Below are 25,823 nucleotides of genomic sequence, written 5' to 3'. Positions count from 1 at the left end.
GCCCGCCCGGCGACCGCCATCGGGCGCGCCGCCGACCGACGACCCGCTGCGGCCCTGCGAACCGGCGCGTCAACCCACCCAGAGCGCCACCCGGTGATCCTCGTCGGTGACGTAGAAGCATCGGCCGTCCAGCTCCGCCAGCCCTTCGACGTGGTGGAACGGCGCCAGGTCGGCGACCACCTCCCCGGCGAGCAGGTGGGCGTCCCCCGCCGGCACGTCGGCCGGGTCGCCGGCGAGGGCCGGCGACGGATTGGCGGGCAGCCGGAACCGGATGTGCCGGGAGGTCACCTCACCGCCGCCGGGATGGTCGTCGAGCAGCACCGAGCCCTTGCCGAGCGCGTCGATGGACCCGATCACGGCCGCGTACCCGCCGTCCGGGCCGGCGGCGATCGCCCGGAACCCGGTCAACGCGCCGGGCGGAGTCACCCCGCTGAGCGCGTACGCCCGCACCGCCAGCGGCCAGGCCGGCTCGGCGTCGAACATGGCCGGTACGCCGGCCAGCTCGACCAGGATCGGCTCGCCGTCCGCGGTGACCGGAAAGCGCAGCCCGAGCAGCACCGTCCCGGTCGGGGTGAAGGCCGCCGCCTCCACGTTCAACGGCAGATCGTCCGGGGCGAGCCGGCTGACCCAGCTCTTCGCCCTCGCCGTGCCCCGGGCCAGGGTCTCCACGATGAACCGGGCCCGCACCCGCTCCCCCGGCGGCAGCGGGGTCAACGCCGCGCCGGCGAGCGCGTCGTTGATCGCCCGGTGCACCCGGAACCGGTTCCGCACCACCTGCACCGGCAGCGGGCCGGTCGTCGCGTCGTCCTCGCGGAACCGGGCGACGAAGGCCCGTCGGGGCCGCAGCGGACCGGCCTTGGAACCGAAGTGCGAACCGAAGACGTAGACCCAGCCGTCGTGGTGGGCGAGCGCCTCGCCGTCCTCGGTCCGGCCGTTCTCCATTCCGGCGTCGGCGGGCACGTGGTGGGCGACCCAGGCTCCGTCGTCCCGCTCCAACAGCAGGGCCAGGCAACGCTCCACCGGCCCCTCGTCCAGCACCGTCCAGAAGCCGCGCCGGGCACCGTGTGCGCGCAGCAGCGCCGCGGACCGGACCGGTAGCAGATCGCTGGCCTCGTTGCCGCCGACGACGAACTCGAGGAGTTGCAGGGTCACCCGGCAAGGGTAGGCGGCACCTGCTCGTACAGTGTCGGCATGCCCGAAGCCCCGCCCACCACCGCTCCGGCCACCACGTACGCGGCGCTGCACGCGGACGCGACCACGCTGCTGGCCGGCTGGACACCGACCAGCCCGGCCGCCGCCGTGGCCCGGGACCGGACGCTCGCGCTGCTCGCCGCCGGGCCGGTGGCGATGAGCCGGGAGCACCGCCCGGGGCACGTCACCGCCAGCGTGCTGGTGCTCGACGCCACCGGCACCTGGGTGCTGCTCTGCCTGCACGGCAAGCTGCACCGCTGGGTGCAGCTCGGCGGGCACTGCGAGCCGGGCGACCCGACGCTGGTCGGCGCCGCGCTGCGCGAGGCGACCGAGGAGTCCGGGATCGCCGGCCTGCGGATCGACCCGGTACCGATCGACGTGGACATCCACCCGGTCGGCTGCCAGGGCGGTTCGCTGCACCACGACGTCCGGTTCGCCGTCGTCGCCCCGGCCGGCGCGGTGGAGCAGGTCAGCGACGAGTCCGCCGCGCTCGGCTGGTTCCCGCCGGACCGGCTGCCCGAGCCGCTGGCCGACGGGACCGTCCAGCTCGTCGCGCCGGCCCGCGCGGCGCTCAGACGTAGCCCTCTTCGCCCCGCTCCTTGAGCTCGTCGACCACGGCCTTGACGTCCTGGGCCCGGTCACGCGGGCAGACCAGCACCGCGTCCGGAGTGTCCACCACGATCAGATCGTGCACCCCGATGGCGGCGACCAGCCGCCCCGAGTGCGGCACCACCACCAGGCCGGTGCTGTCGCGCAGCAGCACTCCCGGTTTCGCGCCGCCGAGCACCACGTTGCGCGCCGAGTCGGCCGGCAGCACGTCGCCGAGGGTGTGAAAGTCACCGACGTCGTTCCAGCCGAAGTCGCCGGGCACCGTCGCCACCCGCCCGGCGGTCGCCGCGCCCTCCATGACCGCGTAGTCGACGGAGATCTTCGGCAACGTCGGCCAGACGGCGCCCAGCACGTCGTCCTGCTCCGGGGTGCCCCACGCCGCCGCGATCGCGGTGACGCCGGAGTGCAGGGCCGGCTGCTGCCGAGCCAGCTCGGCGAGGAAGACGTCCACCCGCCAGACGAACATGCTGGCGTTCCAGAGATGCCGGCCGGAGCGCACGTACGCCTCGGCCACGTCGGCGGCGGGCTTCTCCTTGAACTCGGCGACCATGCGCAGCGCGCCGTCGCCGAGCAGCTTGCCGCACTCCAGGTAGCCGTAGCCGGTCTCCGGGCGGGTCGGGGTGATCCCGACCGTCATCAGCAACCCCTTCTCGGCGCCGCGCATCGCCTCCCGGACCACCTCCGCCCACCGCTGCGGGTCGCCGATCAGGTGGTCGGCCGCGAACGAGCCCATCACCGCGTCCGGGTCACGCAGGGCGATCACCGCAGCGGCCAGCGCGATCGCCGCGCAGGAATCCCGCGGCGACGGCTCGACCAGGATGTTCTCCTCCGGCAGGCCGGTCAGCTGCCGCGCCACCGCCGTCACGTGCGCGGCGCCGGTGACCACCAGCGTCCGCTCCGCTGTGGTCAGCGACGCCAACCGCTCGACGGTCGCCTGGAGCAGCGAGGCGGACGACCCGGTGAGCGGGTGCAGGAATTTGGGGTGCCCGGCTCGGGACAGCGGCCACAATCTTGTGCCGCTGCCACCCGCCGGGATGACGGCGTAGAGCATCAGCACATCATGCCCGACGGTCGCTCGCACGGGCGGCTGGTTGCCCGGGCCACGCGCGGCATCAGGACCGGGCCCGACTCCACGCCGCGATGTGCACCTCGGCGCTGGACTCCCAGGTGAACTCCTTGGCCCGGTCGAACCCGGCCTTGGCGAGCGTCAAGCGGCGCTGCTCGTCGTCGAGCAGGGCGGTCAGGTCGGTGGCGATCTGATCCGGGCTCTCGCTGGTGTAGGCGACCGCGTCACCGCCCACTTCGGGCAGCGAGAGCCGGGGCGTGGTGAGCACCGGCGCGGCACACGCCATCGCCTCCAGGATCGGCAGGCCGAAACCCTCCCCGTAGGACGGGTAGGCGGCGACCAGCGCGCCACCGAGGAAACCGGGCAGGTCCGCGTAGCGCAGGTAGCCCGGGCGCAGCAGCCGCAGGTGCGACGGCACCTCGGCGACCGCGCGGTCGATGTCGTCGTCGTGCCCCTGACCGCCGGCCACCACCAGCGCCGGCGGGTCCGGTCGGTCGCCGACGGCGCGGGCCCAGCCGCGGATCAGGTTGGGCACGTTCTTGCGCGGCTCCTTGGCGCCGAGGAACGCGATGTAGCTGCTGCTGCCGAGCCCCAGCCGGGCCCGCACCCGGGCCTTCTCCTCCTCGCTCGGGGCGTGGAAGGCGGCGTGGTCGACCCCGTGGTAGGCGACGTCGATCCGGGTCGGGTCGGCGTCCAGCAGCCGGATCAGCTCGTCGCGGGTGGCCTTGCTGGGCACGATCACCCGGTCGGCGCGGCGCAGCGACGTCTTGATCGCGCTGCGGAAGAAGGTGCGCCGGGACTTGTCGTAGTGCTCCGGCTCGGTGAAGAAGGTCGCGTCGTGCACGGTCACCGTGACCGGACATCCCGCCCGCAGCGGGCAGGTGTAGAACGGCGAGTGCAGCACCTGCGCGCCGACCTGCTGGGCGAGCATCGGCAGCCCGGTCTGCTCCCAGGCGAGCCGGGCCGGGCGGTGCGCCACGGCCGCGGGGGCGGGGATGATCTCCGCGCCGGGCAGCATCCGGGTGTAGCGCTCCAGGTCGGTGCGGAGGCTGACCACGGCCAGTTCCACCCCCGACCCGCACACCTTGCCGAGGGCGCCGAGCAGGCCGTCAACGTATCTACCGACGCCGCCGCGGTCGGCGGGGACGCTCGTGGCGTCGATGAGCACGCGGGGCGGGCGACCGGCGGTCACGGGGCGACTCCTTGATGCTGGTGGATCTGTGGGGAACAACACTCCGGGGGATAAGCCTACGCCGGAGCCCGCCCCGGACGCTGACTGCGACCCGACGGTACGCCGACTTGTCATCGTCATCGAGTACGGCCCGCGAGCGCGTATCGTTCGCGCCGATGGCCGAGAACATTGCCCGGACGCTCGCCGACGCGGTGGCGCCCGACCCCACGCGACCGTTGCTCACCTGGTACGACGACGCCACCGGCGAACGCACGGAACTTTCCGGCGCCACGCTGGCGAACTGGGTGGCCAAGACGGCCAACCTGCTCGTCGACGAGGTCGCCCTCGGGCCCGACGACACCGCCGGGGTGCTCCTGCCGCCGCACTGGCAGACCGCCGCGGTGCTGCTGGGCTGCTGGTCCGCCGGGCTCACGGTGACCGACGCGCCGGGCCCCGTCGACGTGCTCTTCGCCGCCGCCGACCGGGTGACCGAGGCGCAGGCCTGGCCGGCGGGCGAGCGGTACGCGTTCGCGCTGGCCCCGTTCGCCCTGCCCCTGCGCGACGTGCCGTCCGGCTTCGCCGACTTCGTGGTGCAGGTACGCGGCCACGGCGACCACTTCACCCCGTACGCGGCCGGTTCGGGCGACGCCGACCTGCTGGCCCGGGCGGCCGCCCGGGCGACGGAGTTCGGCCTCACCGCCGGGGACCGGGTCCTGGTCGACGCAGCCCGCCACCCCGACCCGGTGGACTGGCTGCTCGCCCCGCTCAGCGTCGGCGCCAGCCTCGTGCTCTGCGGCAACCTCGACCCGTCCCGCCTTCCCGCCCGCGAGACGACGGAAAAGGTCACCCGCGCCCTGACCTGACCCCCCTCTCCCCGCCCCGCCCCGGGCCGGTCAGGAGGCGGGGGTGGGGTGGTCGTGCGGGGCGCGGCGCTGGGCCAGTTGGGCGAAGGCGGTCAGGGACTCGGGGTTGGCCAGGGCGCCCTTGGCGGCGGCGCGGTCGACCGGGGTGCCGGTGAGGATCTTCTTGACCGGGACCTCGAGCTTCTTCGCCGACAGGGTGCGCGGCACCGCGCGGACCTGGTGGATCTCGTCGGGCACGTGCCGGGGCGAGAGCGCGGTCCGCAGCTCACGGCAGATCTTGCGGCGGAGCGCGTCGTCCAGCTCCAGCCCCTCGGCGAGCACCACGAAGAGCAGCAGCTCGCCGGCGCCGCCCTCGTCGTCCTCCAGGTGCACGACGACCGAGTCGACGACCTCGTCCATCCCCTCCACCACGGAGTAGAACTCGGCGGTGCCCAGCCGCACGCCGCCCCGGTTGAGAGTCGCGTCGGAGCGTCCGGTGATCACACAGCCACCGCGCTCGTTGATCGTGATCCAGTCGCCGTGCCGCCAGACTCCCGGGTAGACGTCGAAGTACGCCTCCCGGTAGCGCACGCCGTCCGGGTCGTTCCAGAAGCCCACCGGCATGCTCGGCATCGGTTCGGTGATCACCAGCTCGCCCAGCTCACCGATGACCGGGGTGCCGTCGGCGGAGCGGGCCTCGACCTTGGCGCCGAGCGCCCGACAGGTGATCTCACCGGCGTGCACCGGCAGCAGCGGAACCCCACCGACGAAGCCGGTGCAGACGTCCGTGCCGCCGGAGAGGGACTGGAGCTGGAGCTGGTCACCGACCGTCTCGTACACCCAGGTGAAGCCCTCGACGGGCAGCGGCGCGCCGGTCGAGCCGAGGCCGCGCAGCGCGCCGAGGTCGGCGATCTCCGCGGGCACCAGCCCGGCCTTACGGCAGGCCAGCAGGTACGGCGCGGACGTGCCGAAGTAGGTGGTGCCGCTCTCCTCGGCCAGTCGCCAGAGCGCGCCCAGATCCGGGTGGGCCGGGTTGCCGTCGAAGAGCACGATCGCCGCACCCACCGCCGGCCCGGAGACCAGGAAGTTCCACATCATCCAGCCGGTGGTGGTGAACCAGAAGAACCGGTCGGCCGGGCCCAGGTCGTGGTGCAGCGCGAGCATCTTCAGGTGCTCCAGCAGGATGCCCCCGTGCCCGTGCACGATCGGCTTGGGCAGCCCGGTGGTGCCCGAGGAGTAGAGCACGTAGAGCGGATGGTCGAAGGCGACCGGGGTGAAGCTGAGCGGCTCGTCGGTCGGCGCGGCCAGCTCGGCCCAGGAGATCGCCCCCACTGGGGCGCCGGCGGGGTCGAGGTAGCCGATGCCGACCGTGTGCCGCAGCGACGGCAGGGCGGCCCGGATGGCGGCCACCTCGGCCCGCCGGTCCACCGCCTTCTCGCCGTACCGGTAGCCGTCGACGGCGACCAGCACCTTCGGCTCGATCTGCTGCCAGCGGTCGGTGACGCTGCGGGTGCCGAACTCGGGCGCGCAGGAGGAGAAGATCGCGCCGAGGCTGCTGGTGGCGAGCAGCAGCACGTAGGTCTCCGGGATGTTCGGCGCGTACGCCGCCACCCGGTCGCCGGCGGTGACGCCGAGCCGGCGCAGGCCGGCGGCCACCCGGCGGACCTGCTCGCGCAGCTCGGCCGCGGTGAGGGTGACCGGCGGGCGGGTCTGCCCGTACGCGATCACCACCGGGTCGTCGTCGCCCCGGCCCGGCAGCCGCAGCACGTTCTCGGCGTAGTTGAGCGTGGCGCCGGGGAACCAGCGCGCCCCGGGCATGCTCCGGTCGACCAGCGTCGCGGTCGGCGGGGTGTGCGCGACCACCTCGAAGTGCTCCCAGATCGAGCTCCAGAACGCCTCGAGGTCGGTGACCGACCAGCGCCACAGCGCGTCGTAGTCGGCGAAGTCCAGGCCGCGGTGCTCCCGCAGCCAGCGCAGGTAGTTCCCGATCCGGGACCGCTCGCGTACGTCCGCCGGCGGCGTCCACAGCACGTCACCCACTGCTCCACCCTCCCCTGGCCCTGACACGACACTGTGAATGGGCCGTGGCGCCATCTTGCCCTACCTCAGAGCGCCATTCTGCGCACCGGGTGCCGCCGCCGACGCGTGCCCGGCCCACACCCCCACCAGCCACCCTGTGTGGGGCACCGGTCCCTCAGCCGGCCCGGTGGGCCTGGATCGCCCGGCGGCGGGCCAGCCGGTGCGCCCGCCGGATCTCCGCCTCCCGAAAACGGCGCTCGTCCTCCGGGGTCTCCGGCAGCACCGGCCGGACCGCCCGTGGCGCGCCGCTCACGTCCACCCCGACGAAGACCAGATACGCGGTGGCCACCCGCACCGGCTCGTCCTCGGCCGAGTCCCACCGCTCGGCGACCACCCGGACGCCGACCTCCATCGAGGTCTGGCCGCTCCAGTTCACCTGGGCGTGCGCGTGCACCAGATCGCCGACCCGGACCGGCTCGGAGAAGACGATCTCGTCGATCGCGGCGGTCACCGCCGTGCCGCCGCTGTGCCGGGCGGCGGCGGCCCCGGCCACGTCGTCGACGAACTTCATCAGGACACCGCCGTGCACGGTGCCGTAGAGGTTGACGTCCACGGCCGTCATGATCCGGCTCAACGTGACCCGGGAGTAGGACGTCGGCTTGCCCGACGGTGCGGTGGAGGGGTGCTCGGTCATGTCGAAAACGGTACGGTGCGCGAATGCGTCATCTCTGGAGCTTCCTCGCCGGGTTGGTGGTGGCACCCGTCACGTGGGTGCTGGTCACGCTCGGACAGGACGGGTCGAGCCGAACCGTCGACCGTTGGGTGGAGATCGGAACGTTCAACACCGCCAACCTGATCGAGCCGGCCGTCTACCTCGGTGTCGGTGGTGTCCTGCTGGGCCTGCTCGGCACGCTGCGGATCTCGCCGGCCGGCACGCTGGCGGCCGGGTTGCTGCTGGTCACCCCGTACATCGGGATGTTCGCCGCACCGTTCGAGGTGCGCGAGGCCATCCCGGACGGCTGGAAGGTGTTCGGCGATCCGCTCCCGCTGCAGCTGCCGGTGGAGAACGGCACGCTCTTCCTGATCGGCCTGCTGCTGCTCATGGCCACCTTCAGCGTGCAGCGTTGGCGTCGCTGGCCGCACCCGGCGGTCGAGGCGGCCCCCGTCCCGGCGCCGTCCGACACGCCGACGCGTGACTTCACGCTCACCGACTGGCCGCCGGCCGACTCGACCGACGGGGACACCGCCCCGCTCACCCTGGGCTACCCGGACCCGTCGACGCCGACCGAGCCGCTCCCGCGGCGCACCGGCGGCGAGTCGCCCTGGTCGGCGCCGCCCCGCTCCACCAACCGGCCCGAGGACAGCACCGGCATCCGCTGAGACCGCGGGCGGGCCGGCATCCCCGGCCCGCCCCCGACCAGCCGCTCAGCCGAGCAGCTGGCGGGCCATCACGATCCGCTGCACCTGGTTCGTGCCCTCGTAGATCTGAGTGATCTTGGCGTCGCGCATCATCCGCTCGACCGGATAGTCCCGGGTGTAGCCGTAGCCGCCGAGCAGCTGCACCGCGTCGGTGGTGATCTCCATCGCCGCGTCGGAGGCGAAGCACTTGGCCGCCGCGCCGAAGTAGGTCAGGTCGGCGTCGCCGCGCTCGGACTTCCCGGCCGCCGCGTACGTCAACTGCCGGGCCGCCTCCAGCTTCATGCCCATGTCGGCGAGCATGAACTGCACGCCCTGGAACTCGGCGACCGCCTTGCCGAACTGCTTGCGCTCACGCACGTAGCCCTTGGCGTAGTCGAGCGCGCCCTGGGCGATGCCGACCGCCTGGGCGGCGATGGTGACCCGGGTGTGGTCGAGGGTGCGCATGGCGGTGCCGAAGCCGGTCCCCTCGGCACCGATCATCCGGTCCGCCGGGATCCGGACGTTGTCCAGGTAGACCTCGCGGGTCGGTGAGCCCTTGATGCCGAGCTTCTTCTCCGGCGCGCCGAAGCTCACCCCCGGGTCCGACTTCTCGACCACGAACGCGGAGATACCCCGGGACCGGGCGGACGGGTCGGTGACGGCGAAGACGGTGTAGAACTCGGACACCCCGGCGTTGGTGATCCACCGCTTCACGCCGTTGAGTATCCAGTGATCCCCGTCACGCACCGCGCGGGTGGTCATGGACGCGGCATCGCTGCCGGCCTCCGGCTCGGAGAGGCAGTAGGAGAACATCGCGTCGCCCGCGGCGACCGGCGTGAGGTAGCGGCGCTTGAGCTCCTCGGAGCCGGCCAGCAGCAGCGGCATGGTGCCGAGCTTGTTGACCGCCGGGATCAGCGAGGACGAGGCGCAGGCCCGCGCGACCTCCTCGATCACGATGGCGGTGGCGAGGGCGTCCGCGCCGGCGCCGCCGTATTCGACCGGGATGTGCGGGGCGTGGAAGTCCGCCGCACGCAGCGCCTCGTAGGACGCCTTCGGGAACTCGCCGGTCTCGTCGGCCTCGGCGGCGTTCGGCGCCACCTTCGCCGTACACACCTCACGGACCGCTTCCCGGATCGCCTCGTGCTCCTCGGGCAACCGGTAGACGTCGAACGACTCCTCTGCGGCCATGCCGGCCCCTCCCCTTCACCGCTATCATGCGCAGTCTGTGCAGTCCGCTGACCGCTGACCGCGCAGACTGAAGGATAGCGACCAAGGTTCAGGTACAAGTTACCGCGGCGTACGCTCGTGCTTGATGAGCGCCGACGTCGCCCGGCGAGCATAGGAAAGACCAGCATCACCCCTCCGGTGCCCGGTTCGGCGCCACAGCAGAGCGCGACGCGACGGTGCGCCGCCCAGTGCGAGCGGAGAAGACAGGCGTGACGATCCCGTACCCCAACAGCCAGCCGGTGCCCGCCATCGCGGCGGTCACGCCGCCCTCGGGCGCCGCTCGGCCGCGGGTGACCTTCCTGGGCACCGGCTACCTCGGTGCGACGTACGCCATCTGCTACGCGGAACTGGGCTACGACGTGCTGGGCTTCGACGTCGACGCCGACAAGATCGCGATGCTCAACGCCGGTCAGGTGCCGATCCACGAGCCCGGGCTGGACGAGCTGCTCAAGCGCAACATCGCCGCCGGGCGGCTGCGGTTCAGCACCGACATCGCCGAGACCGCCGAGTTCGGTGACGTGCACTTCATCTGCGTCGGTACCCCGCAGCGCGCCGACGGCATGGGCGCCGACCTGTCGTACGTCGAGGCGTCGGTGACCAGCCTGGCGCAGCACCTGACCCGCAAGGCGCTGATCGTCGGCAAGTCCACCGTGCCGGTCGGCACCGCCGAGTGGGTGGAGCAGCTGGTCGGCAAGCACACCCCGGCCGACCTCGGCGTCGAGGTGGCCTGGAGCCCCGAGTTCCTCCAGGAGGGCTTCGCGGTCGACGACGTGCTGCGGCCCAACCGGATCGTGGTCGGCGTGAAGAGCGAGTGGGCCAACGGCATGCTCTACGCCGCGCACAAGGGCGTCTTCGACCTGGCCGCCACCGAGGACCGCGAGGTGCCCCTGGTGGTCACCGACTTCGCCACCGCCGAGCTGGTCAAGGTCGCCGCGAACGCGTTCCTGGCCACCAAGATCTCCTTCATCAACGCGATGGCCGAGGTCTGCGAGGTCGCCGGCGGCGACGTCACCCAGCTCGCCCGGGCGATCGGCTACGACCCGCGGATCGGCAACCGGTTCCTCCAGGCCGGCCTCGGCTTCGGTGGCGCCTGCCTGCCCAAGGACATCCGCGCCTTCCAGGCCCGGGCCCAGGAGCTGGGCGCCGGCGAGGCGCTGCGGTTCCTGCACGAGGTCGACCTGATCAACCAGCGCCGCCGCACCCGGGTGCTCCAACTCGCCGCCGAGCTGCTCGGGCGCCGCTCCGGCCCGGCCGGGCCGGACCTCTCCGGCACCCGGGTCGCCGTGCTCGGCGCCACCTTCAAGCCCAACACCGACGACGTACGCGACGCACCGGCGCTCTCGGTCGCCGCGCTGCTGCACAAGGCCGGCGCGGACGTGCACGTCTTCGACCCGCAGGGCACCGACAACGCCCGCCGCGCGATGCCCGAGCTGACCTACGAGACCAGCATGGCCGACGCGGCCAACGGGGCCGACCTGGTCTGCGTGCTCACCGAGTGGGCCGACTTCCGCAACGCCGACCCGGTCGCGCTCGGCGAGCTGGTGGCCGGCCGCAAGGTGGTCGACGGACGCAACTGCCTCGACCCGGCACTGTGGACGCAGGCCGGCTGGGAGTACCGGGGGATGGGCCGCCCCTGACCCACCCGTCACGACGGCCGGTCGCGGAACTGCTCCGCGGCCGGCCGTTTCCTGTGTGCCCCCGGACTCGTTTGTCCCGGACCCGCCGACAACTGTCGAAAATCGCGCCAGCTTTGGGCATGCTGCGACAGTGGGAGTCCACAGTGCGGGCGGAGGGGTGTCGTGGCGACCTTTCAGTGCTCCTCGTGCGGCCGGGAGATCAAGCCGGCCGTCCGCTGCCCGCACTGCAACGCCGAACAGCCTCAGTGGGTGGAACATCTGGCGGACATCGAGCGGTCCATCGCGGAGATGAAGGCGCGCGACGCCGCCATCGCCCGTGAACAGCGGCAGATCGCCGCCAAGATGCAGGCCGCGCTCTTCCAGCGCGACATCCTCTCGCACGCCGGCGAGGAGCGGGTCAAGCAGGCCACCCGGCCGCGCCGGGTGCTGCGTAAGCGGCCCGGTCGCCGCCCACCCACCGCCGCCACCGGCGCCCCGCCCCGGGTGCCCCGGCAGGGCAACCCGCCCGGTCCGGGCGAGCCGCCCCCGCCGCCCCCCGCCAACTGGCTGGACGCGGACGATCCCGAGCACCCGCCGGAGGCGTCCTCCCGGGAGGTGCAGAACATCCCGCTCGGGCTGGGCGCGCTGCTGCTCGGCGTGGCCGCGGTGGTCTTCGCCGCGGTGGCCACCAGTTCGATGGACGCGCTGGCCCGGCTCGCCATTCTGGTCGTCGCGACGGTGCTGCTGCTGCTCGCCCCGCCGGTGCTGGCCCGGCGCGGGCTGACCTCCACCGCCGAGACGATCGCCGCGGTCGGCCTGCTGCTGGTGCCGCTCGCCGGGTACGCGCTCTGGGCGGTGGACCGGATCGGCAACGGGGGCGCCTCGGGCGCGGTCTTCACCGGCGTGATCTTCGCGGCCACCGCCGCGGTGTCGGTCGGCTACGCCGGCTGGACAGGGCTGCGCACTCCCCGGTTCGCCACCGTGCTCGCCGCCCAGCCGGTGGTGCCGCTGCTGGCGTACGACCGGATCACCGGGCCCGGCGGCTGGGCCCTGGCGCTGACCGTGGTCGCCCTGCTCGACCTCTGGCTGGTGCGCTCCGGGGTGGTGATCGAGCGGCCGGTCCGCCGAGACCTTCCCGAGCCGCCGGCGGCCACCGCCCCCGGGGCCGCGCCCCGGCAACGGAGTGCCGACAGCCGGCCGGAGGGCGCGCCGGAGGAGGACGGCGAGGTGGTCGCGCCGGTGGAACCGACCCCGGCCGACCAGCCCGCGCGTCCGGTCCCCGGGCTGCGCGAGCTGACCTGGCTGCTGCACGGGATCGCGGTCGCGGTCGCCCTGGCGTACGCGGTGACCGCCCTGCTCCGGGCGAGCACAGTGCCGACCGCCACCGGCGCGGGGCTGGTGCTGCTGCTCGCGGCCGCCGTCGCGCTGGCCGGCACGCTGGCGCTGCGCCGCCCGCCGCTGCCCGACGTCGGCGCCGGCATCCTGACCCTGGCCGTCATCGGCGCGCTGAGCCGGATCGCCTCGGTGGCGTTGCCCGGGCGGGCGCTGCTGCTCATCGCCGCGGTCATCGCGGTCACCGGGCTCGCCGTCCGGGCCGTCCCGGAGGCCGCCCGGCGCGGGCCGCAGCTCGCGTCGGCGGTGGCGCTGACGGTGAGCGGGCTCGTGGTCGCCGGGGGCGCGCTGCGCGCCGGCGTCGCCCCGGTACGGGCCGCGCTGCCCGCCTGGGCGGGTGACCTCGACCGCTACCCCGCCGAGCTGGCTGCCGCGGTGGGTCCGGCCGCCTGGCAGCTCGCCGCGAGCGCTTTCCTGCTCACCGTCGCGGCGGTGCTGGCCCTGCCGCCGGACATCCGCCGCGAGTTCGCGGTGGCCGGGGCGGCGTTGACCGCGCTGGCCGTACCGGCCTCGTTCGATCTCGGCTGGGCGGTGGCGCCGTGGCCGATGGTGCTGGCCGCGGTCGGCATCGGGGTGGCCGGTCTCTCCGCCCGGACCACCCGGGCCGCCCTGGCGCACGCGATCGGCGCGGCCGGGGTGGGCCTGTTCGGCGCGGGCGCCGGGCTGGCCCGGCCAGCGCTCACCGCGGCCGTCCTGCTGGTGCTCTTCACGGCGGGGGTCCTGGTGGCGGTGGCGCCCCGGGTCCGGATCGCCCCGGCAGCGACCGACCTCGTCTCCGCCTGGGCCGCCGGTGGCGCCGCGTTCGCGCTGCCCGGGGCGGTGGCCGCGTTCGTCGCCGCGACGGTGCCCACCGACTCGACGCCCACCCCGGCGAGCCTGCGCGAGGTGACCATTCCGGTGCTGGCCGCCGCCTTCCTGGCGGTCTGCGTGACGCTCGGCTACGCCGCGATCGTGCAGGTCTCCCAGCGGCACATCCCGGCGCCGCTGGCGGTCGGCACCGGGCTCGGCGCGCTGGTGGTGACCGCCGCCGCCTTCGGCGCCCCCGGAGCGACCGTGGCCGACGCCTGGGTCGCCGCGCTGCTGCTGGTCGCCGCGGTGCTGCTCTTCCTGGCCCCGTCGATCGACGCCGGCCGCCGCTCGGACCTCACCCTGGACGGCTCGGACCTCGCCGCCGCCGCGGTGACCGCCGCGCTGATCGCCACGCTGCTGCGGATCGCCGCCGTGCTCGCCCCGGGCGGGCAGCTGGCGGTCGCCGCCGGGCTGGTGCTGGTCGTGGCCGTGGCGGCCCGCGCCATGCCGGAGGAGTGGCGACGCGGGCCGATCCTCGGCCTCGCCGTGGGTGGCCTGCTGATCGGCCTGCTCGCGGGCTGGACCGCGTTGCGTGGCGGAGTCGGGGTGCTCGCCACTCCCGGCCCGATCTGGGCCGGTGACCTCTCCGGCTGGCCGGCCGCGCCCACCGGCGGCTCGACCTGGCAGGCGCCGATCGCGCTGGCGCTGCTCGCGGTCGCCGCCGGGATCCTGTTGCCGCCCCCGTGGCGCTACGACGTCTCCGGCGTGGCCGTGGTGCTCGCCACCATCGGGGCACCGGCCGCGTTCGAGTTGCCCTGGTGGTCACCGGTCCTGGTCGGCGGCATGGTCGCCACCGTCTTCGGGATGGCCGCGGTGGCCGCGATCGACCCGCGGGCCGCACTGTCCCGGGCCACGGTCGCCGGGGTGGTCGCCCTGCACGCGGCCGGCGCCGGCCTGGTCCGGCCGTGGACGACCGCGCTGGCGCTGGGCAGCATCGCGCTGATCGGCGTGGTGGTGGCCGCGCTCGCCCGCAACCTCGCCGGACCGCTGGTGGATGAGATCGAGACCGAAGGCATGCCGCCGCACCTGGTGCAGATCGGCGGGGCCGCGGCCGGAGCCGCGCTGCTCGCCCTCCCCGGTGCGGTCGCCGCGCTCGCCGCCGAGTTCGGCCACTCGGCGCAGGTGGTCCTGACCGGCGCGCTCGCCGCGTCCAGCCTCGGGTTGGCCGCGGTGGCCGCGGTCCGCCGGCAGGTGCCGCAGTATCTGCCGTGGGCCAGCGTGGCGGTGGCCGGCGGCGCCACGGTCAGTGCGCTGGCTGCCTTCCCCACCGGCCTCGCCGTCGGCGTCTACGCGGCCGCCGCGGCCCTGCTCGGCGTGCTGGCCGAGCTGGTCCGCGGGGCGACCGTCCCGCCGGCCGGGTCGGCCCAGCCGGTGCGACGCTGGTCGGTGCTGCTGAACGGGGCGATGCGCCGGCTGCCGGACGACTCGGAGCGGCGCCGCTGGCGGGTCAGCCCGGCTGCCGGGGCGCTGGCCGCGGCGGCGCTGCCGACCGCCCTGGCGCTCGCCTCGATCGCGCAGGCCCTGGAGGTCGCGCTGGTCGAGCCGCATCAGACGCTGGCCCGGATCTGGCAGGGCCCACCTCCGGAGCTGCTCACCCCACCGCCCGGCGCGGTCGACCCGACCCACGTGCTCACCGCGCTACTGCTGACCGTGACCGCGGCGCTGGCCGCCACCGGCTTCAGCGGCGGGCGGCGCTCCCGCGCGGTGCCCGTGGTGCTGCCCGGCGCGGCGGTCACCCTGCTGATCACCCCGATCGCGTTGGGCAGTGGCTGGCCGGCCAGCGTGCTCGCCGCGCTCTCGGTCTTCACCATCTCGATGCTGGGACTGGCGCTGACCCCGCCGCCCCCGCTGGTCGAACCGGCCCGATCGCTGCGGCTGGCCCGGGTGCTGGTGTTCGCCATCGGTCTGGCCGCCGGAGGCGCGGGACTTGCCGGCAGCCTGGCCACCCGGGAGTTGACACTCTTCACCCTCGGCGGCGCGGTCGGCGTGGGCGCGGTGGCGGCGTTCTTCGGCACCACCCAGCGGGCCCGCATCCTGGGTTGGCTCTTCGCCTCGCTGATGGCGCAGCTCTTCGTGCTCACCGCCGGCCTGGTCGCCGGGCTGGCGGCGGTCTGGTCCGCCTTCGGGGTGCTCGCGGTCGGCGCGGCGCTGCAGGTCTTCGCCGCGACGCTGCCCCGACTCCGCCGTCCCGAGGCCCAGCGCGAGGCCGCGACAGTGGAGTGGAGCGGATACGCCGCCGCGCTGATCGCGCTGGCGCTCGCCTTCGACTCGCCCCGGCACATCGCCGCCCTGCTGGCCGCCTGGGGCGCCGTGCTGGGCATCGCCGCGGCCCGGCCGGGCCGCCGCCCGGTGGAGCGGCGGATCCTCTTCTGGTCCGTGGTGGTCTGCGAGATCACCGCCTGGTGGATCCTGATGCGGGTCGCCGACGTGGCGCTGCCCGAGGCGTACACCCTGCCGTTCGCCGCGCTGGCCCTGCTGGTCGGCGTGCTGGAGCTGCGTCACCGGCCGGACATGAGCAGCTGGGTGGCGTACGGGCCGGCGCTGGTCGCCGCCTTCGTGCCGACCCTGGCGATCGTGCTGGCCACTGAGTCCAGCACGCTACGGCAGGTGCTGCTGCTGCTCGGCGGGGTCGCCGTGCTCGTCTTCGGCTCGTCGAGCCGGCAGCAGGCGCCGGTGATCGTCGGGGCCACGGTCACCGCGACCACCGCCATCCACGCCCTGTTCGCCTTCGGGCCGTGGCTGGCGCTGATCCCGGTCGGCATCCTGCTGCTGATCCTCGGCGCGAGCAACGAGCGCCGCCGCCGCGCCCAGGAGCGCCTGCAGACCGCGCTGCGCGGCATGAGATGAGGGCCGGCTCCTGACGGTCCCCACCGTTGTCGACAGCGCATGCCGCTCGACGGCTCGCACCTCCGGCGCTCGCACTTCCGGCGTTCGTCGGCGCTCGGCCCTGGCGGCCCCCGCAGACGGCTACTCACCGTAGGGGGCGCGCCCGCGACGGAGGGTCACCGTCGGCACGGCCAGGCCATTGGCCTGTCGCGCTCCTTTGCTCTGCTTCACTCCCGGCAACAGGAGCGTGAGCAGCGGTTACCGGTGGCACCGGCGGCACTGAGTTCATCGCCCTCTGTCACCCTCCGTGCCTGTTGCCGCCGCTGAAGCAGAGCAAAGGAATCGGGGTTGGCGACGCGACCCCGGCCGGCGGGTTACTCAGCGCGACGGACGGGTGGGTGACGGCAGGCGGTGCAACCTTCCCGAACCCGGGTGGATCAGGCGAGAGTGGCGCGCAGCTTGGCGTCCTTCTCGGCGACCATCTGCTCCAGGCCCTCCTGGTAGGCGACCATCCGGGCGCGCAGCTCGGTGTCGGCCGCCCCGAGGATCCGGACGGCGAGCAGACCGGCGTTGCGGGCGTTGCCGATCGACACGGTGGCGACCGGGATACCGGCCGGCATCTGCACGATGGAGAGCAGCGAGTCCATCCCGTCCAGGTGCTTCAGCGGCACCGGCACGCCGATCACCGGCAGCGGCGTCACCGAGGCGACCATGCCGGGCAGGTGGGCGGCACCGCCGGCCCCCGCGATGACCACCTTGAGGCCGCGGTCGGCGGCGGTGCGGCCGTACTCGATCATCTTGACCGGGGTGCGGTGCGCGGAGACCACGCCGACCTCGTAGGGCACCCCGAACTCGTCGAGGACCTCGGCCGCGGCCTTCATGGTCGGCCAGTCCGAGTCGCTGCCCATGATCAGCCCGACGACCGTCACTCTCGACTGCCTTTCGTTCCCGACTGCGGGGCTCGCAAGCTCACTCCTCGCGCTCACTCGTGTCCCTCTCGCAGCCAGCGGGCCGCCCGCGCGGCCCGCGCCCGTACGTCGTCCAGGTCGTCGCCGAGTACCGTGACGTGCCCGATCTTGCGGCCCGGGCGGACCTGCTTGCCGTAGAGGTGCACCTTCGCGCCCGGCTCCGCGGCAAAGAGGTGGTGCAGCCGCTCGTCGACGGAGATCCCGCCGGGCTCGCCACCCAGCACGTTCGCCATCACCACCACCGGCGCGGCGAGCGACGTGTCGCCCATCGGGTAGTCGAGCACCGCCCGCAGGTGCTGCTCGAACTGCGAGGTACGCGCGCCCTCGATGGTCCAGTGCCCCGAGTTGTGCGGCCGCATCGCCAGCTCGTTGACCACGATCCGGCTGCCGTCCGGCCCCGCCACCTCGAACAGCTCGACCGCCAGCAGGCCCACCACGCCGAGCGAGGTCGCCAGGTCGATGGCGAGCTGCTGGGCGGCGAGCGCCAGCTCCTCCGGCAGATCCGGGGCCGGTGCGAGCACCTCGACGCAGATGCCGTCGGCCTGCACGGTCTCCACCACCGGGTAGGCGGCAACCTGACCGAACGGTGAGCGGGCCACCTGCACGGCCAACTCCCGGCGCAGCGGCACCCGCTCCTCGACGATCAGCTCGGTGCCACCGGCGAGCAGCGTGCCGGCCAGCTCGGCAGCGTGCGCCGCGTCGGTCACCATCCAGACGCCACGCCCGTCGTAGCCGCCACGGGCCGCCTTGAGCACCACCGGCCAGCCCACCTCGGTGCCGAAGGCGACCAGGTCGTCCGGCGTGCCGACCGGCCGCCAGGCCGGCACCGGGGCGCCCAGCTCGGTCAGCCGCTCCCGCATCGCCCGCTTGTCCTGCGCGTACCGCAGCGCGTCGGCCGGCGGATAGAGCGTGACCCCCTCCGCGGCGAGCGTGCGGACGTGCTCGTTCGGCACGTGCTCGTGGTCGAAGGTGACCACGTCGCAGCCTTTGGCGAAGGTGCGCAGCGCGGCGAGATCGGTGTGATCGCCGTACTGGACGTCGGCGGCGACCAGCGCGGCGCCGTCGTCGGGGGCCAGCGCGAGGACGCGCAGCGACTGGCCGAGGGCGATCGAGGCCTGGTGGGTCATCCGGGCCAGCTGGCCACCACCCACCATGCCGACAACTGGCAGACCGGTACGGGAATCCATAGCGGCGCCAGCCTATCGGGGCCCGGCGGCGCCGCCGCTACCGGCCGGCGAGCTGCCCGACCAGGTCAGCCACCTCGGTGACCGGCCGCTCGCAGACGAACCCCCGGCAGGCGTACGCGGTGGACCGCCCCTCGACCATCGGCCGGTCGGCGAGCAGCGGCACCCCGGGCTGGTCGGGCCGGCCCGCCACGATCACCGCCCCCGGCGGGGCGTGCCGGTGCGCGGCCGCGATCAGCAGGTCACCCACCGGCTGGTCGGTGACCACCGCGATCTCGTAGGGCCCGGAGAGCAGCGCCTCCCCGACGGCCGCCGAGTACCCGGTGAACCGGGCGTGCCGGCCGACGATCGGCGCCACGGTGGCCAGCGCGGCCTCCGCCGCCTCCCGGTAGCGGGTCTCGCCGGTCAACGCCGTGTACGCCACCAGCGCCGCGACGACCGCCGACCGGCCGGCGGGCGTGGCGTTGTCGGTCGGGTCGGCCGGCCGGGTGACCAGCCGCTCGGCGTCGTCGGCGGTGTCGTAGAACCCGCCGTCCGGGGCGGCGAACCTCTCCAGCGCGACATCGAGCAACCGGCCGGCCAGCTCCAGCCAGCGCCCCTCGCCGGTGAGCTGGTGCATCGCGCAGAATGCCTCGGCCACGCAGCCGTAGTCCTCCAGCACCCCGGCGGGCGCGCCGACCACGCCGGCCCGGGAGACCCGGCGCAGCCGGCCGTCCACCAGGTGCCGCTGGGCGAGAACCTCGGCGATCCGGGTCGCCGCGGCGGCGGTCACCGGGTCGCCGGTCAGCGCGGTGTGCTCGACCAGCGCGGTGACCGCGAGCCCGTTCCACGAGGCCACCACCTTGTCGTCGCGGGCCGGCTGTGGCCGGGTGTCGCGCACCTCACGAAGCCGGGCCCGGACCGTCTCCCAACGGGCGGCCACCGCCGGATCGACGTCGTCGACGTCCCGGGCCAACCGCAGCACGCTCGTGCCGTGTTCGAACGATCCCGTCTCGGTGACCGCGAAGAGGTCGGCGGCGAACCCGCCCTCCTCCGCGCCCAGCACCTCGGTGAGCTGGGCGGGAGTCCAGGAGTAGGTCAACCCCTCGACGCCCTCGGTGTCCGCGTCCAGGGCGGAGGCGAGGCCGCCCTCCGGGGTGCCCAGGTCATCGATCAGAAACGCGGCGGTCTCGGCCGCGATCCGGGCGGCGAGCGGGTCGCCGGTGAGCCGCCAGAGCTGGGTGTACGTCCGCAGCAGCAGCGCGTTGTCGTAGAGCATCTTCTCGAAGTGCGGCACGGTCCAGTGCCCGTCTACGGAGTAGCGGGCGAAGCCGCCGGCGAGCTGGTCGTAGATGCCACCGCGGGCCATCGCCTCGCAGGTGTGCCGGACGATCTCGAGGCTCCGGTCCGATCCGGTGCGCTGGTGGTGCCGGAGCAGGAAGAGCAGGTTCATGTGCGGCGGGAACTTCGGCGCGCCGCCGAAGCCGCCGTTCGTCTCGTCGTACTCCTCGGCGAGCTGCGCGGCGGCGGCGTCGAGCAGCGTGGCCTCCAACGGCGTGGAGGGTCCGCCGACGGCCTGGGCCCCGCCGATCGCCTCGACCACGGCGGCGCCCTGCCGGAGCACGGCTTCGCGCTGGTCACGCCAGGCGGTGGCCACCGACTGGAGCAGCTGGCGGAAGTTGTCGCGGGGGAAGTAGGTGCCGCAGAAGAAGGGGGTTCCGTCCGGGGTGGCGAAGACCGTCATCGGCCAGCCGCCCTGGCCGGTCATCGCCTGGGTGGCGGTCATGTAGACCGCGTCGACGTCCGGCCGCTCCTCGCGGTCCACTTTGATCGACACGAAGTCGCCGTTCATCAGCGCGGCCACCGACTCGTTCTCGAACGACTCGTGCGCCATCACGTGGCACCAGTGGCACGCGGCGTAGCCGACCGAGATGATCACGGGTACGTCCCGGCGGCGCGCCTCGGCGAAGGCCTCCTCGCACCACGGCCACCAGTCGACCGGGTTCTCCGCGTGCTGGAGCAGATAGGGGCTCGTGGCGTCGGCGAGTCGATTCACCCAACGACCCTATCCACCCGCCGCCGGGCCCGGGTGGGGGTCAGGAGGCGCCGTCGGCGCGGAGGGGGAAGACGTTGGGGCGGGCCTCGTCCAGGAGGGTGCCGAGCACCGCGCTGATCTTGTCGGCCGGCATCGGCTTGAAGAAGTGGTAGCCCTGGGCCGCGGTGCAGCCCAGCTCGGCCAGGGCAGAGCGCTGCTCGGCGGTCTCCACCCCCTCGGCCACCACCCGCAGCCCCAACTCGTGCGCCAGCCCGACGGTGGTCCGCACGATCGCCGCCGCCTCCGGAGAGTCGACCATCCGGATCACGAACGAACGGTCCACCTTCAACTCGTCCACCGCGATCCGGGTCAGGAACGTCAACGACGAGAATCCGGTGCCGAAGTCGTCCACCGCGAGCTGCACGCCCATCGAGCGCAGCGTGGCCAGCACCTCGTCGATGACCTCCAGCTCGCTCATCACCACCGTCTCGGTGATCTCCAGGACCAGCCGCTGCGGGGGCACCTGGTGCCGCCGCAGCGCCTCGGCGATCTCGGTGGGCAGCCGCGGGTCGAGCAGACTGCGCGCGGAGAGGTTGACCGAGATCGGCACCTCCAGCCCCTCGCGCGCCCAACCGGCGGCGACCGCCAGCGCCTTGTCCAGCACATAGCGGGTGAAGGTGCCGAGCTGCTCGCTGTTCTCCACCGGCCGGATGAAGTCGACCGGGCTGAGCCAACCCCGGCGCGGGTGCCGCCAACGGATCAGCGCCTCCACCCCGGTCGGCGCCCCGGTCGACAGGTCGACCGCCGGCTGCAACGCCAGCACGAGCTGGTCCTCCACCTTCAGCGCCTCGCGCAGCTCGGCCAGGAGCGCGAGCTGGTCGGTGCTGGCCGCGTCCCGGGTGCTGTCGTACGCGGCGACGTTGCCGCCGCCCTCCTTGGCCTGGTACATCGCGATGTCGGCCCGGCGCAGCAGCTCGGTCAGGTCGGCGGTGCCGGCGTCGGCGACCACCACACCGACGGAGACCTCGACGGACATCCGCACCCCGGCGACCTCGGTCGGCGTGGCGAGCCGCTCGGCGATCTCGCGGGCCTGGCGCAGCGCGTACGCCATCGGGGCCGTCCGGTCGGCGACCACCGGCACCGAGGTCAGCAGCAGCGCGAACTCGTCGCCGCCGAGGCGGCCGAGCAGGTCGCCGGTGCGGGCCAGCGCGCCCAGCCGGTTGGCGGTCAGCCGCAGCAGCTGGTCACCGGCGGCGTGCCCGAGCGTGTCGTTGACCTCCTTGAACTGGTCGATGTCGAGCAGCAGCAGGGCCACCGGATGGTCGTGTGCGAGCTGCCGCAGCGCCTGGTCGCCCTTGCCGAGCATCGCCGCCCGGTTGACCAGCCCGGTGAGCGGATCGTGCACCGCCTCGTACGACGAGCGGGCGGTGACCAGCCGCAGCTCGCGATGGGTCGCCGCGTCGTGCAGCGCGGCGGCGAGCGCGTCACCGTACGCGGCCACGGCGTCCCGTTCCCGGCCGGTGGGTGGCGCGGTGCGGGGGAAGCGGACCCGCAGCCGGCCGACCGGCACGGCGCCGACGGCGAGCGGGCGCACCAGCTCGTGTTCGTCCGGCTCCTCGGACCCGGGCTGGGCGATCTCCCGGTCGACCAGGCCACCGGCCGCGTCGCCCCGGTAGCGCCGCCAACGGCCGTCACCGCGGGCCACGTCCACGTCGACCAGCTCGGCGTCGAAGAGGGCCAGCGCCCCGGTGACCGCCGCGCTGGCCACCCCCCGCTCGTCGAGCTGGTTGAGCGCGGCGGTGGCGTCGGCGAACGCCCGCCAGGTCCGGCGCTCCTGATCGGCCCGGAGCCGGTGCCGGTAGGTCTGCTGGAGCAGCCAGAGCGGTGGAGGGAGCAGCAGCAGCCAACGCGGGTCGACCTCGAGCAGCGCCACCACGACCAGGCCGACCGCGACGTTGCCGACGAACATCAGCTGCTTGCCGCGCACGGCGGCGAGCAGCGCCGGCCCGATCGGCACGCCGTGCCGCAGGCCGAGGGTGACCCCGCCCAGCCAGGCCGTGACGAGCAGGTAGGTCACCGACCCGGCGACCATGGCGGCGGCCAGCGTCGGGGTGGGCGCGGCGAGCAGCGGACGCCCCAGCGCGGTGGTGACCGACACGGCGACCGCGGACGCGGCGGCCAGTGACGCCGCGATCCGGACGACCTCCAGCGCCGGCCGCCGCTCCCCGAACGCCGAGAGCGCCGACCAGGCGAGCCCAGCGCCGAGCAGCGTGGCGGACGGGAGCCAGCCGGGCGGCACCAGGTAGAGGCAGATGATCAGGGCGGCCTCGCCCCAGGTGATGCTCACCATGCCGCCCGCGGCGCGGAACCGCAGCCGGAACAGCTGGGCCACGGCGAGCACGGCCACGGCGATGCCGTAGCGCGCCGGGGCGGGGATCGGGTCGTCGGCGGGGAGGCGGTCCGGCAGGCTCAGCCCGACCGCGGCGGCCACGAGGGCGGTCAGGGTGACCGCGGCGGTGAGCACCAGCACCCGTGGTGGAGTCTCACGCAATCCGAGCCGGTCGACCTGCTCGCCGGCCCTGCCGGAGGTCACCGACCCGCCCCGCGGACGGGACGATCGAGCGTACGGCGGGTGGCCGTTGCTGTGACAGTCATCGGCACCCCCTTCCGCGCACGGCTCGGGGACTTTTGGTCCCCCCGGCGGAAGGCTAAGCCAAACCCGGTGGTCGCAACAGGGGTCGACGACCGGGTTGGGCGTGATTCATGCGCCGACTACCCGTTCCGGCGCTGCTGACGGCCCATGGGAGCGTCCGAGGATGAATCCGGCCCCCCGGTCCCGTCTGTCGGATCGGCGACTTCCGCCTCGGTCCGACCCGACTCGACCGGTCGGCCCTGCTGGGGGAAGCGGTCGGGCAGCCGGCGCAGCCGCGCGTTCATGTTGCGGATCAGCAGGACGGTGGCAGCGCCCAGCACCAGGATGAGGAAGAGACCCATCGGCCCGGCCAGGCCGCCCGTGCGGGTGTCCCCGAAGTTGTTCTCCGCGAGCACCTGGGCAGCGGTCAACATGGCGTTCCTCCGATGTGCGACTGGTGACCAGCGTAGCGCCGCGCTGACTCAGCGGGCATGCGCCGTCTCCCGCACCCCGGCGAAGAGGTCCGACTCGGGCATCGGGCTGTCGACCATCGAACGCACCAGCTCGAAGTCTTCGGTCGGCCAGGCGCGCTTCTGCAGCTCCATCGGCACGTGGAACCAGAAGCCGTCCGGGTCGACCTGAGTGGCGTGGGCGCGCAGCGCGTCGTCGCGGACCGGGAAGTATTCCGCGCACTCGACCCGGGTGGTGATCCGCGGGCCCTTGTCGGGCCGCTCGTCCCAGCGCTTGAGCCACTCCTCGTAGGGCGACTCGAGACCGGCGGCGAGCATCGCCTCGTGCAGCGCCATGATCTTGGCCTTGGAGAAGCCGATGTCGTAGTAGAGCTTGAGCGGCTGCCAGGGCTCACCCAGCTCGGGGTAGCGCTCCGGGTCGCCGGCGGCCTCGAAGGCGGCCATCGTCACCTTGTGGCACATGATGTGGTCGGGGTGGGGGTAGCCACCCTCCTCGTCGTACGTGGTGACCACGTGCGGACGGAACTGGCGCATCAGCCGCACCAGCGGGCGGGCGGCCACCTCGACGTCCTGGAGGGCGAAGCACCCCTCGGGCAGCGGCGGCAGCGGGTCGCCCTCGGGCAGCCCGGAGTCGACGAAACCGAGCCAGGCCTGCTCGACGCCGAGGATCGCCCGGGCGGCGTCCATCTCGGCGCGGCGGATCTCACCGATGTTGGCCCAGACGTCCGGCCGGTCGAGCTTCGGGTTGAGCACGCTGCCGCGCTCACCGCCGGTGCAGGTGGCGACCAGGACGTCCACCCCCTCGGCGACGTATTTCGCCATGGTCGCGGCGCCCTTGCTGGACTCGTCGTCCGGGTGCGCGTGAACGGCCATGAGACGCAACTGCTCTGCCAACGTCGGCACTCCTCGTCTGGGTCGACCGGTGGGCCCGGGGCCGAGCCGGCGGACCTGCCGTGATCCTTCCGTGCCGGCGGCCCGCGGGACGCCGGCCGGTCGACACCCGTGGTCGACCTGCCATGCTTTACCGAGAGCCGGGCTGGAAGAATGGACACTGCCATTCTTGCCGATGCCACCGACAACAACGCCAGGAGATACCCGCCGGTGAGCGAGACGCACGCCACAATTGCACCGGGAGCGCCGGTCTTCCCGCCGGGGCGCTACGGCCGTCGCCGGGAGCCCGGTGGCCGCCGCCGCGTCCTGCTGGCCACGGTGGCCCTGGTCGTGCTGGTGTCCGTGCTGAGCCTGATCTCGGTCCGGCTCTACCGGCAGTACGGTGACCCGAACTACGACGCACAGGTCATCACGTACACGGACATCACCGACAACCAGCTACGACTCGACTTCCGGGTGACCGTGCCGGCCGGCGGGTCGACGGTGTGCCTGCTGCGCGCCCGGGACCGGGACGGCGCGGAGGTGGCCCGGGAGCAGATCACCGTCACCGCGCCCCCGGGGGAGCGGCACGTGACCACCAGCCACCTGCTGGCGACCACCGGGCGGGCGTTCATCGGCGAGGTGCTGCGCTGCCGCCCGACCGGCTGAGCGACCTGAGGTTCAGCGATCGGGCCCGTCCCGACGGCGGGACGATCGGCTGACGGAACTCGGTCGACACCCTGACAAAGCGTGCCGGACGATGGCACCAGGGGTGATCGACGCCACCTCTTGTCGTACCGCACTGGTAATTTGGTAGTTCACCTGTCAGCCAGCCACGCACAACTGAGGAGACCGCCTGTGTCCACTGGCAACGAGGCGCCCGCCACCTGGCTGTCCCAGGACGCTTACGACCGACTCCAGGGCGAGCTGGACGAGCTGATCGCCAACCGGCCGGTCATCGCGGCCGAGATCAACGCTCGGCGCGAGGAGGGCGACCTGCGGGAGAACGGTGGCTACCACGCCGCCCGCGAGGAGCAGGGCAAGGCCGAGGGGCGGATCCGCTACCTGCAGGAGCTGCTGCGCACCGCCAAGGTCGGCGGGGCTCCGTCGGCCGACGCGGTCTCGCCCGGCATGGTCGTGACGATCTACTTCGACGACGACAAGGACGACACCGAGACGTTCCTGCTCGGTTCCCGCGAGATCGCGTCGACCACCGACCTGACCGTCTACAGCCCCGAGTCGGCGCTGGGCAAGGCCATCCTGGGTGGCCGGGCCGGGCAGACCTGCACCTACACGGCGCCGAGCGGCGCCGACATCAAGGTGACCGTGGTCAGCTTCGAGCCGTTCTCCGGCTGAGCCGGCGGCCGGGGCCCGCGCCCCGGCCCACCGCAGCATTTCGGGCGAGGCGTGACACCGACGGGGGGCCCCCCCCCCCCCCCCAAACACCCCGGAGCCCCGCGCCCCCCCCGCGCGGGGCAC

19 protein-coding genes are annotated in these 25,823 nt (G+C 73.9%); 7 read left to right on the top strand and 12 right to left on the bottom strand.

The features are described 5' to 3' along the window. Positions 1-69 precede the first annotated feature (69 nt). Positions 70-1,152, bottom strand: a complete 1,083-nt coding sequence (locus AB0C04_RS05700) for a hypothetical protein (protein ID WP_357048750.1) — start codon at positions 1,150-1,152, stop codon at positions 70-72. Between the two features lie 39 nt (positions 1,153-1,191). Here AB0C04_RS05700 and AB0C04_RS05695 point away from each other — a divergent pair, with 39 nt between their 5' ends. Then, a complete protein-coding gene (locus tag AB0C04_RS05695; RefSeq protein ID WP_357048747.1) occupies positions 1,192-1,794 on the top strand; it encodes an NUDIX domain-containing protein in 603 nt (200 codons plus the stop codon). On the opposite strand, the gene AB0C04_RS05690 is transcribed toward AB0C04_RS05695, so the two are convergent. Then, positions 1,763-2,851: a mannose-1-phosphate guanylyltransferase gene (locus AB0C04_RS05690; RefSeq protein WP_357048744.1), complete on the bottom strand. Its 1,089-nt coding sequence runs from the start codon at positions 2,849-2,851 to the stop codon at positions 1,763-1,765. The genes AB0C04_RS05695 and AB0C04_RS05690 overlap by 32 nt on opposite strands. 61 nt (positions 2,852-2,912) lie before the next feature. Next, complete coding sequence (locus AB0C04_RS05685) at positions 2,913-4,058, bottom strand: glycosyltransferase family 1 protein (protein WP_357048741.1); 1,146 nt, start codon at positions 4,056-4,058, stop codon at positions 2,913-2,915. Between the two features lie 155 nt (positions 4,059-4,213). On the opposite strand from AB0C04_RS05685, the gene AB0C04_RS05680 reads away from it, so the two are divergent. Continuing rightward, positions 4,214-4,900 carry a TIGR03089 family protein gene (locus tag AB0C04_RS05680; RefSeq protein ID WP_357048738.1) on the top strand — a complete coding sequence of 229 codons (687 nt, stop codon included), beginning with the start codon at positions 4,214-4,216 and terminating at the stop codon, positions 4,898-4,900. Positions 4,901-4,930: 30 nt separating this feature from the next. Here AB0C04_RS05680 and AB0C04_RS05675 read toward each other — a convergent pair whose 3' ends face one another. Together AB0C04_RS05675 and AB0C04_RS05670 are read right to left on the bottom strand one after the other, a co-directional pair. Further along, entirely contained in the window at positions 4,931-6,919 is a 1,989-nt protein-coding gene (locus tag AB0C04_RS05675) for an acetoacetate--CoA ligase (RefSeq protein ID WP_357048735.1), read from the bottom strand. Positions 6,920-7,073: 154 nt separating this feature from the next. Then, complete coding sequence (locus AB0C04_RS05670) at positions 7,074-7,592, bottom strand: hotdog domain-containing protein (RefSeq protein WP_350867188.1); 519 nt, start codon at positions 7,590-7,592, stop codon at positions 7,074-7,076. A 23-nt stretch (positions 7,593-7,615) separates the two neighbouring features. Between AB0C04_RS05670 and AB0C04_RS05665 the strand changes: the two genes are divergently transcribed. Further along, positions 7,616-8,278 (top strand): hypothetical protein, encoded by a 663-nt coding sequence (locus AB0C04_RS05665; protein WP_357048732.1) that lies wholly within the window; start codon positions 7,616-7,618, stop codon positions 8,276-8,278. A 45-nt stretch (positions 8,279-8,323) separates the two neighbouring features. Here the strand turns inward: AB0C04_RS05665 and AB0C04_RS05660 are convergent, their stop codons facing one another. Continuing rightward, the gene (locus AB0C04_RS05660; protein WP_357048729.1) at positions 8,324-9,484 is read right to left on the bottom strand and encodes an acyl-CoA dehydrogenase family protein; all 1,161 of its coding nucleotides are present in this window, start codon (positions 9,482-9,484) and stop codon (positions 8,324-8,326) included. A 248-nt stretch (positions 9,485-9,732) separates the two neighbouring features. Here AB0C04_RS05660 and AB0C04_RS05655 point away from each other — a divergent pair, with 248 nt between their 5' ends. Next, positions 9,733-11,160: a UDP-glucose/GDP-mannose dehydrogenase family protein gene (locus tag AB0C04_RS05655; RefSeq protein WP_357048726.1), complete on the top strand. Its 1,428-nt coding sequence runs from the start codon at positions 9,733-9,735 to the stop codon at positions 11,158-11,160. Positions 11,161-11,322: 162 nt separating this feature from the next. Then, positions 11,323-16,227, top strand: a complete 4,905-nt coding sequence (locus AB0C04_RS05650) for a permease (RefSeq protein ID WP_357048723.1) — start codon at positions 11,323-11,325, stop codon at positions 16,225-16,227. A 416-nt stretch (positions 16,228-16,643) separates the two neighbouring features. On the opposite strand, the gene purE is transcribed toward AB0C04_RS05650, so the two are convergent. The 6 genes from purE to mca form a co-directional block, all read right to left on the bottom strand. Beyond that, positions 16,644-17,135 carry a 5-(carboxyamino)imidazole ribonucleotide mutase gene (gene purE, locus AB0C04_RS05645; protein ID WP_357048720.1) on the bottom strand — a complete coding sequence of 164 codons (492 nt, stop codon included), beginning with the start codon at positions 17,133-17,135 and terminating at the stop codon, positions 16,644-16,646. 53 nt (positions 17,136-17,188) lie between these two features. Next, positions 17,189-18,361 carry a 5-(carboxyamino)imidazole ribonucleotide synthase gene (locus AB0C04_RS05640; protein WP_357048717.1) on the bottom strand — a complete coding sequence of 391 codons (1,173 nt, stop codon included), beginning with the start codon at positions 18,359-18,361 and terminating at the stop codon, positions 17,189-17,191. Between the two features lie 37 nt (positions 18,362-18,398). Beyond that, the gene (locus AB0C04_RS05635; RefSeq protein WP_357048714.1) at positions 18,399-20,393 is read right to left on the bottom strand and encodes a thioredoxin domain-containing protein; all 1,995 of its coding nucleotides are present in this window, start codon (positions 20,391-20,393) and stop codon (positions 18,399-18,401) included. A 40-nt stretch (positions 20,394-20,433) separates the two neighbouring features. Next, positions 20,434-22,923, bottom strand: coding sequence for a bifunctional diguanylate cyclase/phosphodiesterase (locus AB0C04_RS05630; RefSeq protein ID WP_357049151.1), 2,490 nt, complete (start codon positions 22,921-22,923; stop codon positions 20,434-20,436). Positions 22,924-23,144: 221 nt separating this feature from the next. Next, a complete protein-coding gene (locus AB0C04_RS05625; protein WP_357048712.1) occupies positions 23,145-23,438 on the bottom strand; it encodes a hypothetical protein in 294 nt (97 codons plus the stop codon). Between the two features lie 48 nt (positions 23,439-23,486). Further along, positions 23,487-24,368, bottom strand: coding sequence for a mycothiol conjugate amidase Mca (mca, locus tag AB0C04_RS05620; RefSeq protein ID WP_357048709.1), 882 nt, complete (start codon positions 24,366-24,368; stop codon positions 23,487-23,489). Positions 24,369-24,575: 207 nt separating this feature from the next. Between mca and AB0C04_RS05615 the strand changes: the two genes are divergently transcribed. Both AB0C04_RS05615 and greA read left to right on the top strand, forming a co-directional pair. Next, a complete protein-coding gene (locus AB0C04_RS05615; protein WP_357048706.1) occupies positions 24,576-25,013 on the top strand; it encodes a DUF4307 domain-containing protein in 438 nt (145 codons plus the stop codon). Positions 25,014-25,202: 189 nt separating this feature from the next. Beyond that, positions 25,203-25,700, top strand: a complete 498-nt coding sequence (gene greA, locus AB0C04_RS05610) for a transcription elongation factor GreA (RefSeq protein WP_350867213.1) — start codon at positions 25,203-25,205, stop codon at positions 25,698-25,700. Positions 25,701-25,823 lie beyond the last annotated feature (123 nt).

The sequence above is a fragment of the Micromonospora sp. NPDC048909 genome (assembly GCF_040649635.1).
Lineage (GTDB): Bacteria > Actinomycetota > Actinomycetes > Mycobacteriales > Micromonosporaceae > Micromonospora.
This window is presented reverse-complemented; position numbering and strand designations above follow the sequence as displayed.

Bases quoted from the DNA above. Each gene is read 5' to 3' on its own strand.
- AB0C04_RS05680 (WP_357048738.1), top strand. From the start codon at position 4,214: ATGGCCGAGAACATTGCCCGGACGCTCGCCGACGCGGTGGCGCCCGAC.
- AB0C04_RS05690 (WP_357048744.1), bottom strand. From the start codon at position 2,851: ATGCTCTACGCCGTCATCCCGGCGGGTGGCAGCGGCACAAGATTGTGG.
- AB0C04_RS05695 (WP_357048747.1), top strand. From the start codon at position 1,192: ATGCCCGAAGCCCCGCCCACCACCGCTCCGGCCACCACGTACGCGGCG.
- AB0C04_RS05625 (WP_357048712.1), bottom strand. From the start codon at position 23,438: ATGTTGACCGCTGCCCAGGTGCTCGCGGAGAACAACTTCGGGGACACC.
- AB0C04_RS05660 (WP_357048729.1), bottom strand. From the start codon at position 9,484: ATGGCCGCAGAGGAGTCGTTCGACGTCTACCGGTTGCCCGAGGAGCAC.
- AB0C04_RS05640 (WP_357048717.1), bottom strand. From the start codon at position 18,361: ATGGATTCCCGTACCGGTCTGCCAGTTGTCGGCATGGTGGGTGGTGGC.
- AB0C04_RS05665 (WP_357048732.1), top strand. From the start codon at position 7,616: ATGCGTCATCTCTGGAGCTTCCTCGCCGGGTTGGTGGTGGCACCCGTC.
- AB0C04_RS05670 (WP_350867188.1), bottom strand. From the start codon at position 7,592: ATGACCGAGCACCCCTCCACCGCACCGTCGGGCAAGCCGACGTCCTAC.